This is a genomic window from Streptococcus sp. NLN64 (assembly GCF_015831295.1).
Taxonomy (GTDB): Bacteria; Bacillota; Bacilli; order Lactobacillales; family Streptococcaceae; genus Streptococcus.
The window spans coordinates 1-21,543 of sequence record NZ_JADXDQ010000032.1; the positions used below are offsets into that span (position 1 = coordinate 1).

Annotated in this window: 18 protein-coding genes and 2 pseudogenes; 4 read left to right on the forward strand and 16 right to left on the reverse strand. The window is 41.0% G+C overall.

Going from position 1 to position 21,543, the window contains the following annotated elements; genetic code table 11:
- Positions 1–181 precede the first annotated feature (181 nt).
- From I2503_RS05915 to I2503_RS05925, 3 genes and pseudogenes are all read right to left on the reverse strand, one after another.
- Entirely contained in the window at positions 182–457 is a 276-nt protein-coding gene (locus I2503_RS05915) for a hypothetical protein (RefSeq protein WP_196967330.1), read from the reverse strand.
- Positions 458–732: 275 nt separating this feature from the next.
- Positions 733–1,292 (reverse strand): annotated as a pseudogene (locus tag I2503_RS05920) (DapH/DapD/GlmU-related protein).
- 9 nt (positions 1,293–1,301) lie between these two features.
- Entirely contained in the window at positions 1,302–2,273 is a 972-nt protein-coding gene (locus I2503_RS05925; RefSeq protein WP_196967331.1) for an alpha/beta hydrolase, read from the reverse strand.
- Between the two features lie 127 nt (positions 2,274–2,400).
- On the opposite strand from I2503_RS05925, the gene I2503_RS05930 reads away from it, so the two are divergent.
- The gene (locus I2503_RS05930; protein ID WP_196967332.1) at positions 2,401–3,285 is read left to right on the forward strand and encodes a LysR family transcriptional regulator; all 885 of its coding nucleotides are present in this window, start codon (positions 2,401–2,403) and stop codon (positions 3,283–3,285) included.
- A 79-nt stretch (positions 3,286–3,364) separates the two neighbouring features.
- Here I2503_RS05930 and I2503_RS05935 read toward each other — a convergent pair whose 3' ends face one another.
- The 13 genes from I2503_RS05935 to I2503_RS05990 form a co-directional block, all read right to left on the reverse strand.
- Positions 3,365–4,219: a nucleotidyl transferase AbiEii/AbiGii toxin family protein gene (locus I2503_RS05935; RefSeq protein WP_196091935.1), complete on the reverse strand. Its 855-nt coding sequence runs from the start codon at positions 4,217–4,219 to the stop codon at positions 3,365–3,367.
- Positions 4,216–4,806, reverse strand: coding sequence for a transcriptional regulator (locus I2503_RS05940; RefSeq protein ID WP_196091934.1), 591 nt, complete (start codon positions 4,804–4,806; stop codon positions 4,216–4,218). The genes I2503_RS05935 and I2503_RS05940 overlap by 4 nt, the downstream gene beginning before the upstream one ends.
- Before the next feature lie 139 nt (positions 4,807–4,945).
- A complete protein-coding gene (locus I2503_RS05945; RefSeq protein ID WP_196091933.1) occupies positions 4,946–5,506 on the reverse strand; it encodes a DUF2812 domain-containing protein in 561 nt (186 codons plus the stop codon).
- 3 nt (positions 5,507–5,509) lie between these two features.
- Positions 5,510–5,824, reverse strand: coding sequence for a PadR family transcriptional regulator (locus tag I2503_RS05950; RefSeq protein WP_196091932.1), 315 nt, complete (start codon positions 5,822–5,824; stop codon positions 5,510–5,512).
- A 160-nt stretch (positions 5,825–5,984) separates the two neighbouring features.
- Positions 5,985–6,539: an SWIM zinc finger family protein gene (locus I2503_RS05955; RefSeq protein ID WP_196091931.1), complete on the reverse strand. Its 555-nt coding sequence runs from the start codon at positions 6,537–6,539 to the stop codon at positions 5,985–5,987.
- A gap of 373 nt (positions 6,540–6,912) precedes the next feature.
- Entirely contained in the window at positions 6,913–8,643 is a 1,731-nt protein-coding gene (locus I2503_RS05960) for a hypothetical protein (protein WP_247644689.1), read from the reverse strand.
- A gap of 169 nt (positions 8,644–8,812) precedes the next feature.
- Positions 8,813–10,165 (reverse strand): 23S rRNA (uracil(1939)-C(5))-methyltransferase RlmD, encoded by a 1,353-nt coding sequence (gene rlmD, locus I2503_RS05965; RefSeq protein WP_196091930.1) that lies wholly within the window; start codon positions 10,163–10,165, stop codon positions 8,813–8,815.
- Between the two features lie 43 nt (positions 10,166–10,208).
- Positions 10,209–10,919 carry a purine-nucleoside phosphorylase gene (deoD, locus tag I2503_RS05970; protein ID WP_196091929.1) on the reverse strand — a complete coding sequence of 237 codons (711 nt, stop codon included), beginning with the start codon at positions 10,917–10,919 and terminating at the stop codon, positions 10,209–10,211.
- 150 nt (positions 10,920–11,069) lie between these two features.
- The gene (locus tag I2503_RS05975) at positions 11,070–11,879 is read right to left on the reverse strand and encodes a purine-nucleoside phosphorylase (RefSeq protein ID WP_196091928.1); all 810 of its coding nucleotides are present in this window, start codon (positions 11,877–11,879) and stop codon (positions 11,070–11,072) included.
- A gap of 13 nt (positions 11,880–11,892) precedes the next feature.
- Positions 11,893–13,104, reverse strand: a complete 1,212-nt coding sequence (locus tag I2503_RS05980) for a phosphopentomutase (protein ID WP_196091927.1) — start codon at positions 13,102–13,104, stop codon at positions 11,893–11,895.
- A 13-nt stretch (positions 13,105–13,117) separates the two neighbouring features.
- Complete coding sequence (gene rpiA / locus I2503_RS05985; RefSeq protein ID WP_196091926.1) at positions 13,118–13,789, reverse strand: ribose-5-phosphate isomerase RpiA; 672 nt, start codon at positions 13,787–13,789, stop codon at positions 13,118–13,120.
- Positions 13,790–13,943: 154 nt separating this feature from the next.
- Positions 13,944–14,078: a hypothetical protein gene (locus tag I2503_RS09780; protein ID WP_282097727.1), complete on the reverse strand. Its 135-nt coding sequence runs from the start codon at positions 14,076–14,078 to the stop codon at positions 13,944–13,946.
- 123 nt (positions 14,079–14,201) lie between these two features.
- Positions 14,202–18,026, reverse strand: coding sequence for a pullulanase (locus I2503_RS05990; RefSeq protein WP_196967333.1), 3,825 nt, complete (start codon positions 18,024–18,026; stop codon positions 14,202–14,204).
- A 253-nt stretch (positions 18,027–18,279) separates the two neighbouring features.
- Here I2503_RS05990 and I2503_RS05995 point away from each other — a divergent pair, with 253 nt between their 5' ends.
- From I2503_RS05995 to I2503_RS09785, 3 genes and pseudogenes are all read left to right on the forward strand, one after another.
- Positions 18,280–19,143: a hypothetical protein gene (locus I2503_RS05995; RefSeq protein ID WP_196967334.1), complete on the forward strand. Its 864-nt coding sequence runs from the start codon at positions 18,280–18,282 to the stop codon at positions 19,141–19,143.
- A 118-nt stretch (positions 19,144–19,261) separates the two neighbouring features.
- A pseudogene (locus I2503_RS06000) lies at positions 19,262–20,418 on the forward strand (IS3 family transposase).
- 177 nt (positions 20,419–20,595) lie between these two features.
- On the forward strand, positions 20,596–20,988 hold the full coding sequence (locus I2503_RS09785; RefSeq protein ID WP_196967335.1) for a transposase: 393 nt from the start codon (positions 20,596–20,598) through the stop codon (positions 20,986–20,988).
- Positions 20,989–21,543: the final 555 nt, after the last annotated feature.

Sequence of the window (21,543 nt, forward strand, 5' to 3'; positions counted from 1 at the left end):
CAGTTTTAGTTACAGGCTCGGCAAAGCCCTAATAAACTTACGGATTTGTATTGCTCATCTTTATTATATACCTAAACTAATTTTCCGTCATGAGTTAGCAGGCGAAGCCTGCTTGGAGTTTTAGTTTACTTTTAGTACAAGGCAGCAAGTCGTAGACAGTACTTAAGTACGGCAAGACGAGCTAACACAGTAATAAAAGATAAACTAAAAGAGTATATCTTTGAGCAACCGCGTCTTCTCCCTTAACAGCTGCAGTCAAAAACCAATCGCTAGCCTCCGAAACATAACTCATCACCTCAATTCCCAGTCCCTTGGAATGAAAACAACCAGTCATTTCTGCTTCTAGCTTCAAAGTTCCCTTTGAACTTTGCTTCAAATAAAAACCATTCCCTCGATCAATGAAATAGACCCTAGCCTCTGGAGAGCTCGAACTATCATAAAAATCTGACTGTCCCACAAACTCTCTAATTATTTCTTTTGTGTCTATTTATACTTAACTAACTTCTAAATCGGAATACTCGAAAAATTTCAAAAAGATGACTAGGAACGCCGATGATGGTAGAACTAAGGTTCACCGAAGAGGTTTGACAACGTCAGATTTTGAAATTTAATGAGTATTAATACTCTTCCATCATTTGTTGGGTAAATTGACCTACCGAGGTTGCATTTTGAAGTTGCCAAGTGACAAACACCGCCACAATGCTATTTCTCCTTTTTACAATGAACTAGTTGTTAGGATAGACTTCTAATGACTGTTGCTCGAATTCTTGCTACGATTGTATCAGTTGGAACGTTCTTCTTCACCGTGCTATTTGCCGCAACAACCGCATTTTCACCAATCGTAACTCCAGGAAGAACTGTTACACCAGCCCCTAACCAAGCATTTTTGCTTATTCTAATTGGCCGAGTCACTAACCCCTTCTTTTCGCGGGTTCCAAGATAAGAATGACCGTTAGAAGTGTTACCCTGAGACCAATCAAAACGTGGTCTTCAATCTCAATTCCACCTAAATCCACAAAGAAAGCTCCCTTATTGATAAAGCGATCCTTCTCAAAACGGATCTGGGCGCCAAAGTCTGTTTGGAAAGGGAGAGAAATTTCCACAGACTGATCAAGGTTCAGACTAGTAATGGAGCTTACCTGCTTTTGAATTTCTTCCTTTGACATCATTCCAGTGTTTAAGCGCTGAATGATTGGCCCTTTCTCAGACTTTATCTGGTGTATTTCTTGGAACAGCGAATCCCCAGGTAGAATCTCACCCTGATTTTGAATTCTCTCAAGCAAGCTCGTCATCACATTCTCCTACTTCATATTTTCAAGGATAAAGTCCTTCATCTCATCAAATGGAATCTTATCGATCTGATCATATAAATCTGTGTGACTAGCTCCTTCTACTGTCAGTAGCTTTTTGTTGTCACCTTTTAGTTGGGCAAAGGCATCTTTTCCCATATAATAGGAATGGGCTTTGTCGCCATGAACAATTAAAACGGCATTGCGAATCTCAGAACTGTATCGCCACAAACGAGTGTTGGCCAGTGAAGTGGCTGCTTGGACAGCCCAACCATCATTAGAATTGACACTACGCGCGTGGTAGCCACGAGGCTGTTTATAATAAGCATAGTAATCTTTCACAAAATAAGGAGCATCCTCTGGCAAAGGATCCACTACACCACCTGCTAATAGGAACGTTTCTGTCTTAGTATCAGCAGTTCGTTGTTCAGCCAGAGCCACACGCGCTTGGTGACGGGCTTCTTCACTATCAGCTTCATCAAAATATCCCTTTGCAGCTACACGAGAAAGGTCATACAGAGTTGAAGCTACAGACACCTTAACTCGTGGATCAATTGCCGCTAAGTTGATGACATAACCACCCCAGCCACAGATTCCAATCGCCCCGATGCGATTTTCATCAACCTGTGGATGGGTCACCAAGAAATCAATCGCTGCTTGAAAATCTTCTGTATTGATATCCGGAGAGTGCATAGCACGTGGGAAGCCTCCGGATTCTCCTGTAAATGAGGGATCAAAAGCAATTGTTAGAAAACCTCGCTCAGCCATTTCTTGTGCATAAAGCCCGGATACCTGTTCCTTAACCGCTCCAAAAGGCCCCGCTACGGCTAAAGCCGGTAGGCTCTCGGATACATCCTTAGGTTTATAGAGATCCGCTACCAATTCAATCCCGAAATGATTGGTAAACGTCACTTTTTCATGATGTACCCGGTCACTTTTGGCAAAGACCTTATCCCATTTTGTTTCAAGTTTAGTCTGCTTCATTGCGATTTCCTACTTTCTATTTTTACGGTAAAACCAGTATAACTCTCACAAAATAAAATAACAAATACCTATTTTCTATCTATTATATGCTTTTTAGGTATATAACAAAAAAAGGAGGAATAACAAAATGGATATACGTGTTCTAAATTACTTTGTAACCATCGCCCAAGAGGGAAGTATCACGCGTGCCGCAGAAAAACTCAGCATTACCCAACCAACGCTGTCACGACAAATCAAAGACTTGGAGGAAGAGTTCGGAACCCTGCTCCTTAGACGCTCGAGCCGCCAAATCCAGCTGACGGACGATGGACAATACCTCTACAATCGGGCACTGGAAATCCTATCCCTGGTTAAGAAAACAGAAGAAAATCTTGGAAAACAAGGAGACATCACTGGAGAAATTTATATCGGAGCAGCCGAAAGTTCCTCACTCCAACTGATCGCACGCGCCAGTGAAAGCATGACCACTCTCTACCCACAAGTCCGCCTTCATTTCCGCTCCGGCAACGCCGACGACGTATACGAAGGCCTAAACCAAGGAACCCTGGACTTTGGAATCGTATTCGGAACCCAAATCCCACAAAAACACCAGCATCTAGAGCTCCCCAGAAAGGATCGCTGGTCTATCATCGTTCCCAAAAACCACAAACTAGCCAAACGAAAACAAGTGAGCTTAAGCGATGTCCTAGCCTATCCCCTCATCATTTCCTCTCAAACCGATAGCAAACATCTGATTTTCCAAGAACTGGATCAAGCCAGAATTGCCGCCACCTACAACCTCCTCTACAACGCCGGCCTCCTAGTCAAAGCAGGCGTCGGAATCGCCCTCGCCTTTGATGGCATCTTACATGACCCAGATTTAGTCACCATCCCAATAGAAAATCTCGAAGTCTCAAAGCTTTTCCTCATCTGGAAGAAAAACCGTAAACAAAGTCCGATTGAACGAGCCTTTATCGAAGAAGTTCAAGTACAGTTGGAAGAAGATTCGAAACAAATCGTTAACATTGATTGAAAACGTTAGCGGTTTGTGGTTTTTTGGAATGTGGGGGAGAGCTAATCCAAAGGTGCCATTCCAAGTCTAGGTTAGAGTACTAATCGTCCCTCTTAGTGTCAGTTTTTTGCATCAAATCCCTTACAACTTGAACAGATTCTTCAAATGAAATCAGTCGAGCATAAGTAAATTGCTTCTGATACCGTAGCCAAAGCTGTCTTTGATACTCAGAATTTTCAATACTATCTACTTGCTCTTCCCAATAATCTAGAAACTCGCTACTTCCTCTCTTAGTTGTAGTGTTTTTCAATGCATTTCCTAGTACAAAGTAGTCAATCTCTTCATTTCTAAGTTTAAACAAGGAAAAAAGATCATAACGATCACGGGGACGAGTGGAAGCTTGTCCTCGACTAATGATTGCTTCTAATTTTTCAGCGAGAACTGTTTCCAGATTATAGGCCCAAACCTTTATCACTTCATTTGAGAAAACAGATTCGATCGTGTAGCGAATCTCTCTAGGCGTAATACTGTCTCCGGTTGTGATGTCTATAAAGACTACCTCTCGCAATTTTTCAAATGTCGCGTTCAATTTTAAGGCATAGCCCCCATATTGATCATCTTTGCGAATCGGTTCTAATCCATCCACTGTAAAACTAAAATTCTCAGTTGGCTGTGACAAAATCTCTTCGAACATGGCCAGAAGGTTCTTTTGATCTAGCTCTGTTCCCTTTAATGTAACATCCAAATCCATTGTAGTACGTTTGTCAACTCCGATTAAGTGCCCAATCAGATAGCCACCTTTTACAATAAAATGATCTTTAAAATTACTCGTCGCAATTAATTTCAGAACTTGTTCAATCAGATAATTTTGCTGAATTTGTTGCGGAGGCACCGCTTTTTCTTTCGCTAAATTTTTAATCTTCGCTTTAAAACTAACTGCATTTGAAAACTTCATTGTAATACCTCCAGATAAGATTGTAGCTTCTTTTCTACTCTAAAAATCTTGGCGTATTGAAAGAGTTTTGAGAGCTTAATCGTCCCACTCTTAAAATAGGCCTGAAAAGCTGGAGCGACTACTTGAATATCGATATGGTAAATAGGCCGAAGACACTCAACCAATGTCCTTTCTAGCTCATACACTCTTACCACTTGACCTGGTAGCCGCTCTAATTCCACAATACCTGTCTCATAATTGGAACGTAGGATGACCGGTCGCACTCCTCCTTCTTTGATATTTTTTGTATTTGTCCCATATGGAAAGCTCATACTCATCTCAAACGGGACTGTCAAGGTCAATCCATGTAACCATAAGGCAGTGTCCAAAGAATAAATTCCTTTGGAAAAACGATGTTGCAGCACAAACCATTCATCCAGATATGTATCTGGTAAACGATAAAGCCCTTTTTCTTCCACTACGACCTGCTCCTCACTCACCATATTTAACAATGACTTGTAAGGAAGTTCCTTTTCAAGAACTTGTTGATACGTTAGAAAACCACTGTTTTCATCCATACTCTCAAAAATTTGATGCTTCTTTTCCATTCCTTAAACCTTTACTTAAAAACAAAATGCTAACATCTATCTAAAATGTTAGCATTTTGTTTCCTATTCTTCAATTATTTACTGTTGAAACTTTAGCAGGGAAAATAACAGTCGCTTCCATATTTAAAGAGAAAATCGTTTAATTTCGAATACGATTTGTTAAGGAGCGCTTTAATTTCAATAATTTCCAACCTGTATATCCCAATAAAAGAACATAAACAATTGCAAGAAAGACATAAAAATTAAAGATAAAACTTGCAATTCCTGATGATACATTTATTTTTCTAAAAAGGGTCGGGAGAATAATCGATAAAAAGATAGCAACAATCGGGAGAATTCGTTTTTGAAAAACTTCTTGAATCATCTCCAATTTTGAAGCATCATCTGAAAAAATATCCAATTCCTCAGCACCTACTTGCGCTCCCTCAATGCTTCTGAAATAATTCCAACCATTGCATTTGGTTACATATTCCCAGCCATAATCTCGATACATCTGAATATAATCCTCTGCTGGATTCTGATTTTTAAAATCCAGTTTGTAGATGGCTTGTGTTTCAGTGGTTTCTTCAAAAGCAAAAATCCCAATCGGTTTAATATCAACCAATTTCCAACCTTGTTGTTGCTGCTGGGACAACCAGACTTCTTCCTCAAGATAATCCGCAATTGTAAACCATCTAAACAGAACTTTTCTTTTCGCCATTGCTTATTCTCCTCTACTATTCCGATACAATCTTGCGATTCGTTGTATTTCTGTGTCTAGAATCTCCTTACCGAGTTCCGTGATGACGTAGATCTTCCTTTTTTCTTCCTCACCTACAAATTGGATGAGTCCGTCCTTTTCCATTTTTGACAAAGAACCATACATAGTCCCAGGTCCAATTTTCACTTCGTCATTGGTCAAGCTTTTGACATTCTGTCCAATTCCATAGCCATGCTGGGGCGATTGAAGGCTGAACAAGATGTAGAAGGCAGATTCCGTCATGGGAACATAACTTCTTTTCAATTTGTCACTAATCATAAATCCTCTCTTTCTTACATCTACATACGATATATCGCGATACGTTATAACTAGATTATATCAAACCTCGATATAATGTTCAAGCTTATTATGAAAAAAGCTCACTAACCTAGTGGTTAGTGAGCCAAAATTGGGGGAAATTCAGTCAAAAATAGCTATCTCAGAAGAAAAAGTATCCATTCTCTTCATCATACCAGTCATCTTCGTAGTCTTCTTCTTCGTAAAAAACATCCGTTTCTTGACTAGTGAGCTCTTCCATTTTCATCAAAGTTTCGATCAATTCCTCCCGTAATTGATCTGGGGTCAGCTTGTCTACATAGGCTGTAATTTTTTGAAGCTTCTGCTCTCGTAGCAATCGCATCTCATCTTCCATAGCTTGACGGAGCATCTCTTTTTCTCGTTCCTCTTGCTCCCAATAATCAAGCACCGCTTGTGCTTGTTCTGGGAACTGTTGGAAATAAAGGGCAACCATATGTTTGCAGACAACTTGTCTACCAGCTGCAAAAGGACAAGTGCAGTTCGACTTACGTGGCTGATGAATATAGATTTCTACTTGATAAATTTGATGATTCGAACCACTGACTTCTCCTTTGAAAACACCTTCAGCCAAGATCTCCATTCCCAGAACTTTCTTTTGGAAATAGTAACGAAGTCCTCTCTCAAATGACCTCCTACTAGCCAAATGGACCAATTTTAATTCATCCCAAATACTCATGATGGAACCTCCTATTTGTTAGCAGAGAGCACTCTTCAATTGTTGAAGAGCATGCCATAGCTTATTTATTAGCAATTCAACCAATCATTATTCGACTATCACCGAATATTTTCTCACAAAGATTACCAGGAATAGGTATTATTATCGATTGTCTATTCTTCCATTACCAACAATTCCAGATTCAGCACTTCGCTGTTACCCTACGGTCACAAGTTTCCTCACTTTATAACAGCTAAGCATCTACTTTTACTTCGATGCTAAATCATCTCGTACAAGCAGTGATACTGCCTCCACATGTGCTGATAGGTCTTACCTATATTATGAAACGAAATCAAATTGGATTAATTTTCGATAATACTGTGGAACGATAATTCTAATCCTTTAAATAGTAATTTTCACAGTCATCACATAGAAAAGGAAAATCGTCACTTTTTGAACCCAAATCATAGCGACCACATCTCTCACAGTCTGTTACTTCGTTGATTTCTCCACAGTTCAGACATTTACCAAAATCTGCGATCTTTTTATCAACACATATCCATTCCTCCCCACACTCTTCACAAGGTACATCTAAAATAGGATCAGAGCCCCCATCTTTAATTATAGAATATCTGGAACTTTCCACTAATGCCTTATAATCTATGAATCCAGTATTTATTATTTCAACCAATCTATTACCTAGTCTAGACAGTTCGTACTCTGAAACACCATCCATCTGGACAGGCAAGTAAATACCTTGAGACTCATCGAATTCAACCTCTCCATTAGTATAGGATACTCTTCCAATTGATTCTGAACTTGAACTTCCATCTTTTTTAAACCTTAAATATAAGAAACTTTCGGAACCTTCATAGTCGTTTATATCTGTATCAGCCTCAAAACTAATTAACTGACCATCTATTTTGTTTTCAATTTCGAATACAACACAATTTGAATTACAATCATTTAGTGCAGTATAATCGCTGAAATTCAAATACCCACTGAATCGGAAGTTTTCTTCAATCGAATCATAAAGTCTACTCAATTCATCATTGAATTTAGCTAGAATCTGATTTCTATCACGAATTATTACCCCACTCTCACTTTCCTTTAATTCAAGAATTCTTTCCGACAGGATTGACTCTTCTTTTAGATAGAATAATTCAGACTCAAATTCTTCTTCCTTACGCTCCTCCTCTGATTTAACTTCTAACGACATCTTTTGCATACCATCATCTAATCCTCCTTGAACAACATTAATTGAATTTAATATTTTCCTATAGGCTGATTTATCTATCAATTTATTGTGAGCGATATGATTTCGATTCAATTCAAATATTTTGAAATCGTCCAGAAAACTTTCAGGCAAAAGAGGAGAAAAAATCATTTGCCACCAATCACCATATACAACTTGCTGACTTTGTAGAATTTTAGCCAAATTTTCCAAATGTAAATTAGGCTGAGTCAATTTCATTATATTCTCTTCGGAAGACTCCCACTTCATCACTTTATTTGATAATATATCAAGTAGATCACCTGTATCAATAGACATCAATCGTTCATCTACATCTTTGAAATTATCAAGTATTGCTTTGTAGCCACTAAGTCTACTTTTGTGCTTTTCTTGAATTTTTAATGATACAAGATTCCACCAATGAATACCAAATTTCCTATTCATTACCATTGTAATAAATTTTCTAGCTAAATTTTCAACCATAAAAATTCTTGGGTATAAATCAGTTGCTAAAAATTCAGACTCAGCATCATACAACCAAAATATCTTTTTATGTTTAGCTTTGATAAAGTTTTTCACTACAACCTTTAATCGTTCAAGATAGTCATTTTCAATGTTAAGACTGTAATTTTCACTTTGAATTGAAACTTCAAGTTCATAACTATTTTCATATGTATTAAATTTTACATCGATTTTCCAAATACATTCTTCAGAATGGAAATCAATAACATAAAGTGGTACTTCAGTTAGGCTATGAATTTGACTAACTACTGATTCATCATCAATTACTCCTGATTGGACCATAAAAGTTTTAAATTCCATCATGTAACTATCGAAATTATCAACCACTTTTTCCTCTGCAATTGCTACAAATTCAATCAGTGTCTGCAATATCTTATGACCTCCAAATTGTACTACTATTTTATTATATAACAAAAAATAATATAATGCCTCAGTTGCAGTCTTTTTCGTTTTTCTCTACGAGAAAAACTGGCTTGAAGCCATAATAATAAAAAGCCTTGCAACCAAGGCTTTTCATTCTCTTTTCATTCAATAAATTCTACTCTTTCACCAACAATCCCACTGCCTCCACATGGTGTGTCATCGGAAACAGATCGACCGGCTGAACTTCCTTTAGTTTGTATCCAAGTTCTTCGTAGTGTTTCACATCACGCGCCATGGTGGCGGAGTTACAGGAGATGTAGACGATGCGGTCCGGTTGGACTTGGGCGCTGGATTCGATAAAGCTTGGGGTGAGGCCTTTTCGTGGTGGGTCAACAAAGATGACGGTTGGTTGGATTCCCTGTTTCACCCAGTTTTGCATGGCTGTTTCGGCTTGGTCGCAGACGTAGGTCACATTGTCGATGTGATTGCGTTGGGCATTTTTCTGGCTGTCCTCGACGGCTTTGGGGATGACTTCAACTCCATAAACGTGCGCGACTTGTTTGGCTAGGGATAGTCCGATGGTTCCAATACCGGAATAAGCATCGATAGCGATGTCATCGGCCTTGAGTTGTGCCATGTCCATGGCAACTTGGTAGAGTTTTTCAGCCATTGGAGTGTTAACCTGGTAGAAGGATTGGGCGGAAATTTCGAACTCATTGCCCAACATCTGGTCCACAATCGTTTCCTTACCGTAAAGGAGACGGAATTCGTTGCCCAGAATGGCATTGGTTTTTTGGTCATTGATATTCTGCAGAATCGATACCAGATTTGGGAATTCCTTAGTCAGTTGCTCAATCAAGACTTCAATCCGGAAGACCTTCGGGCGCGTGGTGACCAAGACTAGCATCATTTGACCTGTATAATGAGCACGACGCACCAAGATATTGCGAATCAGCCCAGTCCCTTCTTTCTCATCATAAGGTTTTAAATCCAAGCGTCTCAAGAGATTTCGGGTCGCCAAGATTAACGCGTCGATTTCTTTTTCTTGTATATAAAAATCTTCAATGGGAATCAAGTCATGAGAGTTTTTTCTGAAAAAACCGCTTTCTAGTTGTCCTTGGACCCGGCGAACAGGTACGGCAGCTTTGTTGCGATAAGCTAGAGGGGAGTCAGCTGCTAGGGTTGGGGCAACGGCCACACTGTCTAGACCAGCAATCTTTTTCAAATTCTGCTTCACTTGGCCTTGCTTGAACAGCAACTGCTGATCATAGTTCAGATGGCCCAGGTCTGCAATCCCAGTCCGAAGATAGGTCAAGTTGGTCTCCTGGTTTCGATGAGGCGAAACTTGTAGCCAGTCCTCCACCTTGCCGTAACCGATTTTCTTGTTAACCTTAAGGACTCGCATACGAATGACTTCTCCAGGCAGGGCATTGTCTACAAAAAAGACACGACCGTCTACCTTGGCAATTCCCTGCCCTTCATGACTGAGATCTACAATTTCTACTTCTACAATTTGATTTTTTTCCAACGTTTTCTCCTATTAAGAAAGTGGAGCCTGAGGCTCCACTTTCTCATTCAGCAATCAAGGTTTCCAAACCAACCTTCATCATATCGGTGAAGGTGTTTTGGCGTTCTTCTGCGGTCGTATCTTCTTCAGGATTTACGAGACTATCTGAGATGGTCATAATTCCCAAAGCTTCAACATGGTGTTGTGCAGCCAAGTAATAGAGGGCTGCGGCTTCCATTTCAACGGCTTTGACTCCAAGTTTTCCAAGCTCAAGGTTTTCCTTGAAGAACTTAGAATAAAAGACATCAGAGGATAGGACACTTCCTACGTGGGTCGTCAAGCCCATGTCCTTGGCGATGTGGTAAGCCTTATCTAGCAACTTAAAGCTAGCAATTTGTGGGAAGTCATACATGGGCCAGTCGTTCCGAATAATGTTAGAGTTGGTTGCAGCTGCTTGAGCTAGAACCAATTCACGAACGTGAACATCTCCTGATAGGGAACCAGCAGTCCCCACACGGATTAACTTTTTAACCCCGTAATCAACAATCAATTCCCGCGCATAGATGGAAATGGATGGCATTCCCATTCCAGTCCCCATCACACTGACACGATGACCTTTGTAAGTCCCAGTATAGCCGAACATATTACGGACTTGGTTAAAGAGGACGGCATCTTCTAAAAAATTCTCTGCAATAAATTTGGCCCGAAGAGGATCTCCAGGAAGTAAGATTTTATCAGCAATTTCGCCTACTTTGGCTTCAATATGGATTGACATGATTTCTCCTTTTAAAGGAGGTTGAGACCAGATTCTCAACCTTCCTATTTTAGTTCGTGAAGTAACTTTAACGCAGTGGTTGATTGATGTTCTCTTATCCAGAAACTCAAAGAGTCAATTCCTGACTCTTTGACCTCCGAAAATTCAATTTTACAGTTCTGCTAAAACAGCCTTGACAAAAGACTTGAAGTTTTCTTTGATGCGTTGGGTTACTTCCACCACTTCTTCATGGTTGAGTTCAGCTTGGAAGCCTGCAGCAAAGTTAGTAATGGCTGAAATCCCCAAAACTTTCATTCCTGAGTGGGCAGCTACGATGACTTCTGGAACGGTTGACATCCCAACGGCACTAGCTCCCATAGTTTGGTAGGCACGGATTTCGGCTGGTGTTTCATAGGTAGGGCCTGTAACTCCTAGATAGACACCTTCTTGAAGTTCAATGTCCAAGACCGCTGCTACCTTACGAGCTCGAGAGCGGTAAGCTGCTGTATAAGCATCTGACATATCTGGGAAGCGTGGCCCAAATTCTTCCAAGTTTTCCCCAATCAATGGGTTTTGACCGGTCATGTTAATGTGATCAGAAATCAGCATCAAGGAACCTGGGCCATACTCAATTCCTCCAGCCGCATTGGTTACAATGATCCCTGTTGCGCCAAGAGCTTTCATAACACGAACCGGGAAGGTCACGACTTCCATCGGATTTCCTTCATAGAAATGGAAACGTCCTTGGAGAGCTAGCACCTTACGGCCTGCCAAATCCCCATAGACCAGCTTACCAGCATGTCCGACAACTGTGGACTGACCCCAGTTGGGAATTTCTGCATAGTCAACAACAATGGCATTTTCCACTTCTTCTGCCAATTCACCCAAGCCTGAACCCAGAATCAACCCAAATTCAGGGGCTGAGATTCCCTTGTCCTGTAGAAAAGCAGCTGTCTCTTTAATCTTATCCATCAATGTCATTCCCAGATTCTCCTTATTTTAATTGATCCAAAAAACTAGATCCAATCATGGATGGCTTCACGCCAAAGTTATCTGCAATAGTAGCGGCTACATCCGCAAAGTTCCCCACTTCAATGTGACCACTTCCTTCCAGGCTCTTACTGAAAAGCAGGAGAGGTACATATTCGCGAGTATGATCGGTTCCCACAAAGGTCGGATCATTGCCGTGGTCAGCGGTAATCATGAGAAGATCCTTATCCCCCATATTGGCAATAATTTCAGGAATACGCGCATCAAACTCTTGCAAGGAATCACGGTACCCTTCCGGATCACGACGATGACCAAAGAGGGCATCAAAGTCTACTAAGTTTGTGAAGGATAAACCTGTTGTAAATTCAGGGTTCTTCAAGGTTTCAACCAACTGATCAACCCCATGTTCATTGGATTGATTGTGCCCAACATCGTTGGAAATCCCAGAACCATTGAAAATATCATTGATTTTTCCAACTGCATAAGTTGGAACTCCCGCTTCTTTCAAGTTGTCCAATATGGTTGGAGAAAATGGAGAAACTGCGTAGTCATGCCGGTTGGCTGTCCGGGTAAAATGACCTGGTTCTCCTACAAAAGGACGGGCAATGATCCGTCCCAAGAGAGTTGGGCGCTCAAGGGTAATTGAACGCGCATACTCACAAATGCGGTATAGTTCTTCCAATGGAATAATGTCTTCATGAGCCGCAATCTGCAAAACAGGGTCCGCAGAAGTATAGACAATCAACTCACCCGTTTCCATCTGACGTGGTCCGAAATCATCAATCACAGCGGTTCCAGAATACGGTTTGTTTGCCTCACGAATAATCTTACGACCTGAGAACTCTTCAATTTTTTGGAGCAAGTCCTCTGGGAAACCATCCCAGAAAGTATCAAATGGTTCTGTAATGTGCAAGCCCATCAATTCCCAGTGACCCGTCATGGTATCTTTTCCAAGGGATTGTTCTTCCAACTTGGTCACATAACCCGTTGGATTCTCAACAGCTGCTACCGTTTTCAAGGGTTCAGGACGTTGAATATTTCCCAAGCCCATTTTTTCCATTTCGGGAACCTTGAGTCCAACCGTTTCTGAAATATGTCCGAGGGTATCGGAACCTGTATCTGGTTCTCCGGCATTGAAGAAATTAGCAGCATCTGGTGCTTCGCCAATTCCCACAGAGTCCATGACAACCACATGAATACGATCAAATTTTGACATCTTGCTACTCCTCTTATTTTGTAATTTCACGAATACCATCTTGACCAGCAACCACCACACGCTGGACCATCTGGTTAAAGAGACCATGCTCTACAACACCCACCATCCGGTCTAGCTCCTCGGCCAAGGCCAAGGGATCCTCAATCTGCTCCAGATGCAAATCGATGATGTAGTTTTGCATGTCCGTTACATAATAGTCCCCATCCACCATCCGGAAAGTCGGTTGGTAGCCCCGTTCTTTGAAGCGATGGAAGACCTGCTGGGCCCCATAGCGGACCACCTCAACAGGAAGCGGAAAGGCTCCCAGATGCTCAACCAACTTAGATTCATCGACTACCCAGATATACTCCTGGGTCGGCAAGGCTACCACCTTCTCCATCAAGAGGGCACCGCCACCACCCTTGATTCCATTGAGATCTGGATCCACTTCATCTGCTCCGTCTACTGTCACATCTACAGACAGGACTTGGTCAATGGTCTTCAGCGGAATCCCCAAACCTTCAGCCTGTTCAGCAGTCCGGTGCGACGTGGTCACCCCCACAATCTCCAGCCCTTCCTCCTGAACCCTCCGGCCCAGTTCTTGAACAAAATAATAGGCTGTTGACCCGGTCCCTAGACCAACGATCATGCCATTTTCGACATAACTAGCCGCGTGAATCCCCGCTTGCTCCTTTAACTTTTCCATAAAAACTCCTACAACTAAACGGATTTCAGAACAAGATCTGAAATGGGCGTGCCGACCTTGAGCGGAGATGGGAATCTCTTTTCAATTACCTCCATTATATCAAAAAAATCCCCCGCTTGGTATGGCAGGGGACGGAAGTCGCAATCGCTTCCAGCTATTTCAAAACACGGATCACCGTGGCTGAAAAAACTGGCAGGAGATCTGTAATCTTCTTAAGACTGTAACCTTGATCTGCAAAGGCTGTAATCTCCTCCATCAGAATGATCGAAATTTGAGTCGTCTTTTGCATCAGTGGCCTTGTTGAAACGACAACCTTCTTGCAAGAACTGCATTGGTAACGCCGCTTCCTCAAGTAAAGTCGGAAATACAAGTCCATGTTATTGGGCGCTCACGTTTATTTTAGTGTACAGGTTTACTCCTCTTTTTTCCTGAGGAGTGCTGCACTGATTGCTGCTGAACTCACTCCAAGTAAGGCGAGGAGGCTAGTTTGCTCCCCTGTATTTGGAAGCTTGTCCTCACCTTCAGTTGCTTGTTCGATAGCTGAAACTTGTTCCGGCATTGTTGCTGTCCTACTTGGATTTTCTTGGCTTATCGGATTGCCTTTGCCTGTCTGCTCGACTTCTTTCAGTATTGCTGTACCAACCACTACAATCCGTTTTTGACCAGTTTCGATTTTTTCTGATATCAGAATGCTTTCAATCAACTGCCCATCTTTCCAGGTTTCCAGATAGCGACTGATTTTCTTGCATGCTTGCCCTTCTTGGAGTACTTGTTTGTGGCTTTGAGGGAGTTTGGAATCATAGACGACCTCTTCCTCAACTGGTAACTGCTCTTCGAGCACCTTTTCTTTGGTTGTCGTTTGTGCTTGCTCTGCTTGAGCACGAAGCAAGAGGACAGTAGCTGTCAATGGAGCTAGGGTTAGACTATTTTGACCAAGACTGACTCCTTGAAGGTTCGTCAGAGCCTGTGTGCCTGCACGCGCTCCATCAACGAGGACTTGTCCTTGTAAAAGATCATGGGTTGCTTCGCTTAGGACAAAGGTACGCTCCTTACTATCGGCGTTGACAAAGACCGCGTAACGATCACCATTGCTGGCTACGGTCTGATAACCGATGACCAGGTCTTCGATGCCGATGCCGTTTTGGCCTGGGATTGTCAATAGGGTCACATTCTTATCCACTTTTTCTTTTGTCCCTAAACGAAAGGCATCGCTGGACTTCCGCAAGGCAATGAGTCCCTTGGTGAAATCATGAGTACGGACATTGTCAGGATGGAGATTGGCGTTGGTCGCCTTGCTCCAGTCAAACTTATTCACAGCGTCCGATGAGTCATAAGAATCATGGATGAAATAAGGATAATCAAAAGGACTGCCATCCGCATTGGTCAGCAAATGCGCCTTATTGGGAACCTTCTCTTCTGAAACCGGATAGCGATAATCAGGATGGCGGAACTGCTTGGTGCGACCATACTCCTGCCCAGAATGGATGAACGGTGTTCCTTGCGAAGTGAGCACAAGCAGATTGCCCAAGCGCTGCCGTTGATGAATTTCCGCCGCATTCTCCGCCTTGCTTGGATCCTTCTTAATGGATTGAGCGATAATATCAAAGAGGGTCAAGTTATCATGGGCCGCAATGTATTGAATAACATCCCCTGGATCGTCCGCTAGGAAATTCCCCGGCTGAGCCTTGATATTGTTAAAGACAGACTCCAGATTCTTAGGTGCTCCTGTAATAAAGGCGGGTTGTCCTTCATTTGGATAGCCGGACTTGAGCGTGTTCCGAATCTCATCCGAGAAGACCGCCACTGTATCGGTCGAACTCATCCAATCCTGATCCGCTGCCTTAACCGGCTGATTGGAGTCGCCTGTAAAGGTTCGCCAACCTTCTCCAAGCATAATGACATTTGGATTGAGTTTTTTAGCTTCCGCAAAGGCTAATTCAATCGCCTCAGTATCATGGTCTCCCATCATATCAAAACGAAAACCATCCACCTTGTATTCATCCACCAAATACCTAATAGAATCCACCAAAACCCGTCGACTCATGTGGTGGGTAGTTCCCAAACGTCCCCCACCAAAACTCGATTTAGCCGTCCCATCACTCTCCATAAAGTGATAATAATTGGGCTCCAAATCCTCAAAGAGGAAGGTTTTGGCCGTATGGTTATAGACGACATCTAAGATAACCCCCATGCCTTGCTGATGAATCTCATGAACCAAATTCTTGAATTCCTGAATCCGCTTCATCGGATCGCTTGGATCAGTTGAGTACATCCCACCAAGGGCAAAGTAGGACTGTGGATCATAACCCCAATTGTAATTGGTGTTGGATGACGCATACTCTGCCAAGCGCTCCCCATTCTTCAACTCATTAACAAAGTAATAGCTCATAACTGGTAAGAGTTGAATATGCGTTACACCCAATTCCTTAAGGTAGGCCAACCGTTCCGCAAATGCCGCAAAGGTTCCAAATTGATGAGACAATTCCCCAGCAATCGCTGGATCAGAAGTGAAGTCTCGAACATGGGCCTCATAAATCACAGCGTCTTCCCTTTGCTTGAAGTTGGGAATAGACGCGAAGCTCAAGCCCTTTGGTCCAGCCTCACTCGGATCCACAATGGCCGCCTTGGCAACCCGATTGGCCGAACCTTGATCCGCCAACTCACTATTCCAAGCCGCTAAGGATTTGGCATACGGATCCAATACCAAGAGCGTTTCACCTTGGCGCGTGATTTGATAATGATAGAAGTATCCCCGATAATCTTCGATTCCCAATCCGGAAGAAAGATTTAATTGAAGATCCCACTGTCCCCTATCTCCTCTGGTTAAGGGCAGCGTGCTAACTACCCGATTAGGGTCAAGCTTGTCATACAAGACTAAATCTACCTGCTCCGCACTCGGAGACCACAAGGTTAAATCAACCACCCGCCCCTGTTCTGAAACACGAGCACCTAGCTCACCTTGGTAGCCATACAGCTGATCCTTGAGCTGCCAGCCCATCTTAGTTGGGAATCGATCATTTTCATACTTGAGCGTATAACCCGCTCCCTCTGCAGAAAAATCTCCTAAAAGCTGAACCTTCTTACTCTCAGAATCCAGAATCAAGTCACGAATCACGACAGACTTGGAATCCTTATCTACAACAGATAGTTTTTCGAATAAATCTTCCTTGCTGACGCCATCCAAAGTTGTGAATGTTGCTTCCAAGGAATCGAGACGATTATGGGCAGCCCCTAACACTCGAACATCATTGATGTAGTAAGGATTGGTGTAAATCGTTGCATCATCATCCTTGAGGAAAATCTGCGTATGATTCTTCAAATCAGAGAAATTGTAATCCTTAGGCTGAATCTTCACCGCATCCCCAGCCTGACTCTCATCCAATAACAGAAAACCAATTGAATTTGCCAACTCTGTCAGCTTCACATCTCGATAAACACCATACTGACCCCGATGCTCAAAATCCACACCATCCGGCCAATCACCCATCTGTACATCCGCAACATCACCCCAAAGCCAGAGACTCTTCTGGTCATAATTACCATCCGTCCGGAAATAATTAATCCGGAGATAGCCCTCCTGCAAAGGCTCATACAGACTCAACTTAAAGTTCTGATCAAACCAAGCCTGGTTCATATCCGAACGAATCCGCTCAATGGTCTTGTCCCCCGTTATATTCTCACCAGCCGTATTGTTAATCAACAAACTAATCTTTTTAGCCTGCTCCCCCTTCATCCGGACATCCATGTAATACCCGTAGTCATCACGACCAGCCTGCGCAAAACTCGTAGCCCCCGTAGGCCAGCTCCCCTTATCAGACGACGGCACCTCCACATCATCCCAGGACCACAAACCTAAACTCTCCACATTCTCTGAAGGCAGCTCTTTAAAATGAACACGGAAGCTCCCCTCCTCAATCGGGTCACTCTTGCCTTCACCCGAAACAGGAACATCTGCAACCTCCGACCTCTGAGCCTGAGACTCTGGTATCTCAGCAGATTTCTCAGGCACCGGATTGTCAATCAATACTGACTCTTCCACAACCGGCTCAGCCTGGTAAACAGCTGGAGTCTCACCTTCCTTGGTCGCTACTCCCTGATCCTGCACCACAGACTCAGACTCTGTGACCTCATCCGCAGCCACCTGACCACCCATGAAGGTCATTGCAATCCCAACAGACGCAATCCCTGTTGAGAATTTCCGAATGGAGAAAATCTCCTGCGCATTCAACTTCTTCATAAATTCCTCCTAAGGATGTATTTATGATACCATTGTAAGCGTTTTAGAGATGGATTGCAAACGTTTTCCAGATAACAACAATAATCGTTACCTAGGTAAAAGTATTTCCTATGCAATTCAAGAAATTCAAATACACGACAAGTTCGCTATATGAGGAATTTTTACACTATTATTCTTTAATAAACTTATTTAGTTGATTATTCAAGTTATTTTGGTATACTGTATATACAAAAAATGAAAGGTGGTTGTTGTATTGAATTCATTTAAGAACAATCTTAATAAGTCTTTTGTGTTTTTATTATTCGTTATATCCTTTGTTGAGAATAATGTTTTAAATACGGGGGTTGTTGGAAAACTAAATCCGTATTTATTTCTAGGTTGTCTTTTTGCTTGTAAATGGTTAATTTTTCGAACTCAAGCCAAGTTAAGTAATAATATAAGAGGTTTCCTCTATTCAATTTTCATCCCTCTATTGCTCTTTTTAATTGAAGCTACTCCAATCGTTATCATTGTCTTAGATAATGGAGTGACTCAATGGATAAGTTTGATTATTTTAATACTTTATGCATTCCTTGAAGATAGGTTTTATAAAGAAATTAATACACAAATCCTTAACGATTACTTTAGGTATTTTTTCTTTATAGGTTCAATGATGTTGATTGTTGGATTTATCGATAAAGAGCTATTTACAGTAGTTTCAATTCTGACAACTTTTGTCGCATTTATGATGAATGATGAATTTCTCGATGAATTATTCAAAACTAGATTTGAAAGTCTTGGCAAGGATGAAATTAGCCTGGATTCCTCATATGATAAAACTACTGTTATTCATTTGAAAGTATTCCTCTATCTTTTCGTTATTAATTTACTGATAGTAACAGTTCTGACTGATGCTAAACATCTTGGTCCTCTTATTATTGAGAGGATCAGGGCAACTTTCCCGATAATTGCTGATAATAACAAGCCAGCTGTAATTAGAAAGGGATTTGAATTTCTATTTTTAGGTGGAATTAGAATTGGTTTTACTTTTGTTCTAATTATCTTTATAAGAAAACTACTAGAAAAAGGACTACATTCTATTTCTGAGTTGTTAAAAAAAGATTTTCGTCTTTTTTAAGGTACACCGTAAGTGCCCAATAACAGGGTATGGATGGGTTACACTAAACTTGGATGGGTTATACTAAACTAGACAGAAATTATAAACTCTTCTAAAATTGAATCAAAAGGAGAATATTATGGCTAGGCGTACCCGTCGTCATTTCAGTGACGAATTCAAACAACAAATCGTAGATCTTCATCGAGCAGGTAAAAGACGCAGTGAAATTATCGAACAGTATGATTTGACTCCCTCAACCTTTGATAAATGGATTAGACAGTCTAAAACAACCGGCTCCTTTAAATCAATTGATAATCTTTCTGATGAGCAACGAGAGCTAATGGAATTACGAAAAGAAAACCAGCGCTTGAAAATGGAGGTAGATATTTTAAAGCAAGCGGCAGTGATTATGGCACAAAAAGAGCGATAATTACTGCTAACAAAGACAAATACAGCGTAACGGACATGTGTCGCATTCTAGAAATTTCACGTTCTACCTACTATTACAAAGCTAAGGACCCCAAGGAAACATGTTCCTCAGATAATCATCAAGAAATGATTGAATAATCTGTTCAAAGAATTTTCAAGAAGAGTCTATGTGTTTATGGAGCTAGAAAAATTAAGAAAGCACTTGCCAAGGAAGAAATCCATTTGTCTAGACGCAAGGCACGCCAAATTATGAAAAAACACAATTTGATATCAGCTTATCAAATAGCTCATTACAAACCCTATTCAAAAGGGAAAAATGAAAACTCGATCCCAAACAAAGTTAATCGAGAATTCAGTAATAGAAATCCTCTGGAAGTAATCGTTTCCGATTTAACCTATATTCGTATCCAGAAACGATGGGCCTATGCCTGTATTATTATTGATCTCTTTAATCGTGAGATTATCGGTCAATCATTTGGATGGCAAAAATCAGCTGAATTAGTCAAAGAGGCAATTCAAAGTATTCCTTATTCATTGACAGAAGTTCAACTTTTTCATTCAGATAGGGGAAAGGAATTTGACAATAAGCTGATAGATGAAGTATTTAGTGCCTTCTCCATTGAGAAATCACTCAGTGAGGCTGGTTGTCCCTATGATAATGCCGTAGCAGAAAGTACATTTAAATCTTTCAAAGTAGAATTTGTTCAGCAAGAATCGTTTGAAACATTGGATGAATTAAGATTAAAATCGTTAGATTACATTCACTGGTGGAATCACCAAAGGATCCATGGAAGCCTCAATTACCAGACACCTATGGACGTCAGACTAAGGTCTGACGAAAAAGAATTTATAAATTTGTCCAAATAGGTGTTGCCTTTCCATCCAGACGCTTTTTTAAGGGAAATTGCAGAACATTTTTCTTGCAGTATTCCTTCTGTTTAGTCTGCCTTAAAACAAATAAACATCACTTTAAAAAAAAAGATAACGAGCTACAAAGAACAAGATGCAAAGAAGGTTCGACAATATCTTGAATCACTAGCAGCTTTGAAAGGCTTTCCAATTGTCTATATTGATGAAACAGGTATTGATACTTATCTATATCGTAAAAATGCCCGTGCACCTAGAGGTGAAAAGATTTATTCCAAAGTTTCTGGTCGTCGATTTGAAAGAACTTCCATTGTATCTGGACAAATTGGTCAGACTTTTGTAGCGCCAATGATTTACAAAGAGAGTATGACGAGTGATTTCTTTGTAGAGTGGTTTAAACAAGAGCTTCTACCATCTTTAAAGACTCCTCATGTTATTGTTATGGTCAATGCATGTTTTCACCCTAAGAAAATACTAGATGAACTTTCTATCTATGCTGGTCACTTCTTTTTACCTCTACTACCGTATTCTCCAGAATTAAATCCAATTGAGCAAAGTTGGCTATTCTAAAAAAATCAGTTACAGAATTACTTCGCAAGATGGACTCTATAACTGATGCAATAGCATACTATTTAAAAACTAAATAACTATATATTGAAAAACTCCAAGGTTAAATACAAATTGCTTGTGATCTTGAAATTTTCCAAACAACTTATTATAGACCCCAAATCCTAAGGATGTATTTATGATACTGTCGTAATGATTTTAGAGATGTATTGTAAACGTGTTCTCAAAAGAGCTAAAAAAGCATTCCAAAAAATGGAATACAAAAGAGATTAAGCTAGTTCACAAGCTAACCTATCTTTAGCCCGAATTATTCATACCCTGAATATCTTTGCGTAACTATCAAAAAAATCATCAGAAACCAGCAATAAATAATTGCAGTTCTGATGATTTTTATGAACGATCAAGCTTTTCTATAAATAAAGATGGGTCTGCTACCTTAGCACCCTAAAAAAGGGTAGACTCCGCCCTTGGTGCGACTCTCGATTTTTAAAAATGTATTCTATTTGATTCGGTATCCTAATTTCCTAACAAAGGGGGACTGGTATCCCTTACTGCATA

Bases quoted from the DNA above. Each gene is read 5' to 3' on its own strand.
- I2503_RS05925 (WP_196967331.1), bottom strand. From the start codon at position 2,273: ATGAAGCAGACTAAACTTGAAACAAAATGGGATAAGGTCTTTGCCAAA.
- I2503_RS05930 (WP_196967332.1), top strand. From the start codon at position 2,401: ATGGATATACGTGTTCTAAATTACTTTGTAACCATCGCCCAAGAGGGA.
- I2503_RS05935 (WP_196091935.1), bottom strand. From the start codon at position 4,219: ATGAAGTTTTCAAATGCAGTTAGTTTTAAAGCGAAGATTAAAAATTTA.
- I2503_RS05940 (WP_196091934.1), bottom strand. From the start codon at position 4,806: ATGGAAAAGAAGCATCAAATTTTTGAGAGTATGGATGAAAACAGTGGT.
- I2503_RS05945 (WP_196091933.1), bottom strand. From the start codon at position 5,506: ATGGCGAAAAGAAAAGTTCTGTTTAGATGGTTTACAATTGCGGATTAT.
- I2503_RS05950 (WP_196091932.1), bottom strand. From the start codon at position 5,824: ATGATTAGTGACAAATTGAAAAGAAGTTATGTTCCCATGACGGAATCT.
- I2503_RS05955 (WP_196091931.1), bottom strand. From the start codon at position 6,539: ATGAGTATTTGGGATGAATTAAAATTGGTCCATTTGGCTAGTAGGAGG.
- deoD (WP_196091929.1), bottom strand. From the start codon at position 10,919: ATGTCAATCCATATTGAAGCCAAAGTAGGCGAAATTGCTGATAAAATC.
- I2503_RS05975 (WP_196091928.1), bottom strand. From the start codon at position 11,879: ATGACATTGATGGATAAGATTAAAGAGACAGCTGCTTTTCTACAGGAC.
- I2503_RS05980 (WP_196091927.1), bottom strand. From the start codon at position 13,104: ATGTCAAAATTTGATCGTATTCATGTGGTTGTCATGGACTCTGTGGGA.
- rpiA (WP_196091926.1), bottom strand. From the start codon at position 13,789: ATGGAAAAGTTAAAGGAGCAAGCGGGGATTCACGCGGCTAGTTATGTC.
- I2503_RS09780 (WP_282097727.1), bottom strand. From the start codon at position 14,078: ATGCAAAAGACGACTCAAATTTCGATCATTCTGATGGAGGAGATTACA.
- I2503_RS05990 (WP_196967333.1), bottom strand. From the start codon at position 18,026: ATGAAGAAGTTGAATGCGCAGGAGATTTTCTCCATTCGGAAATTCTCA.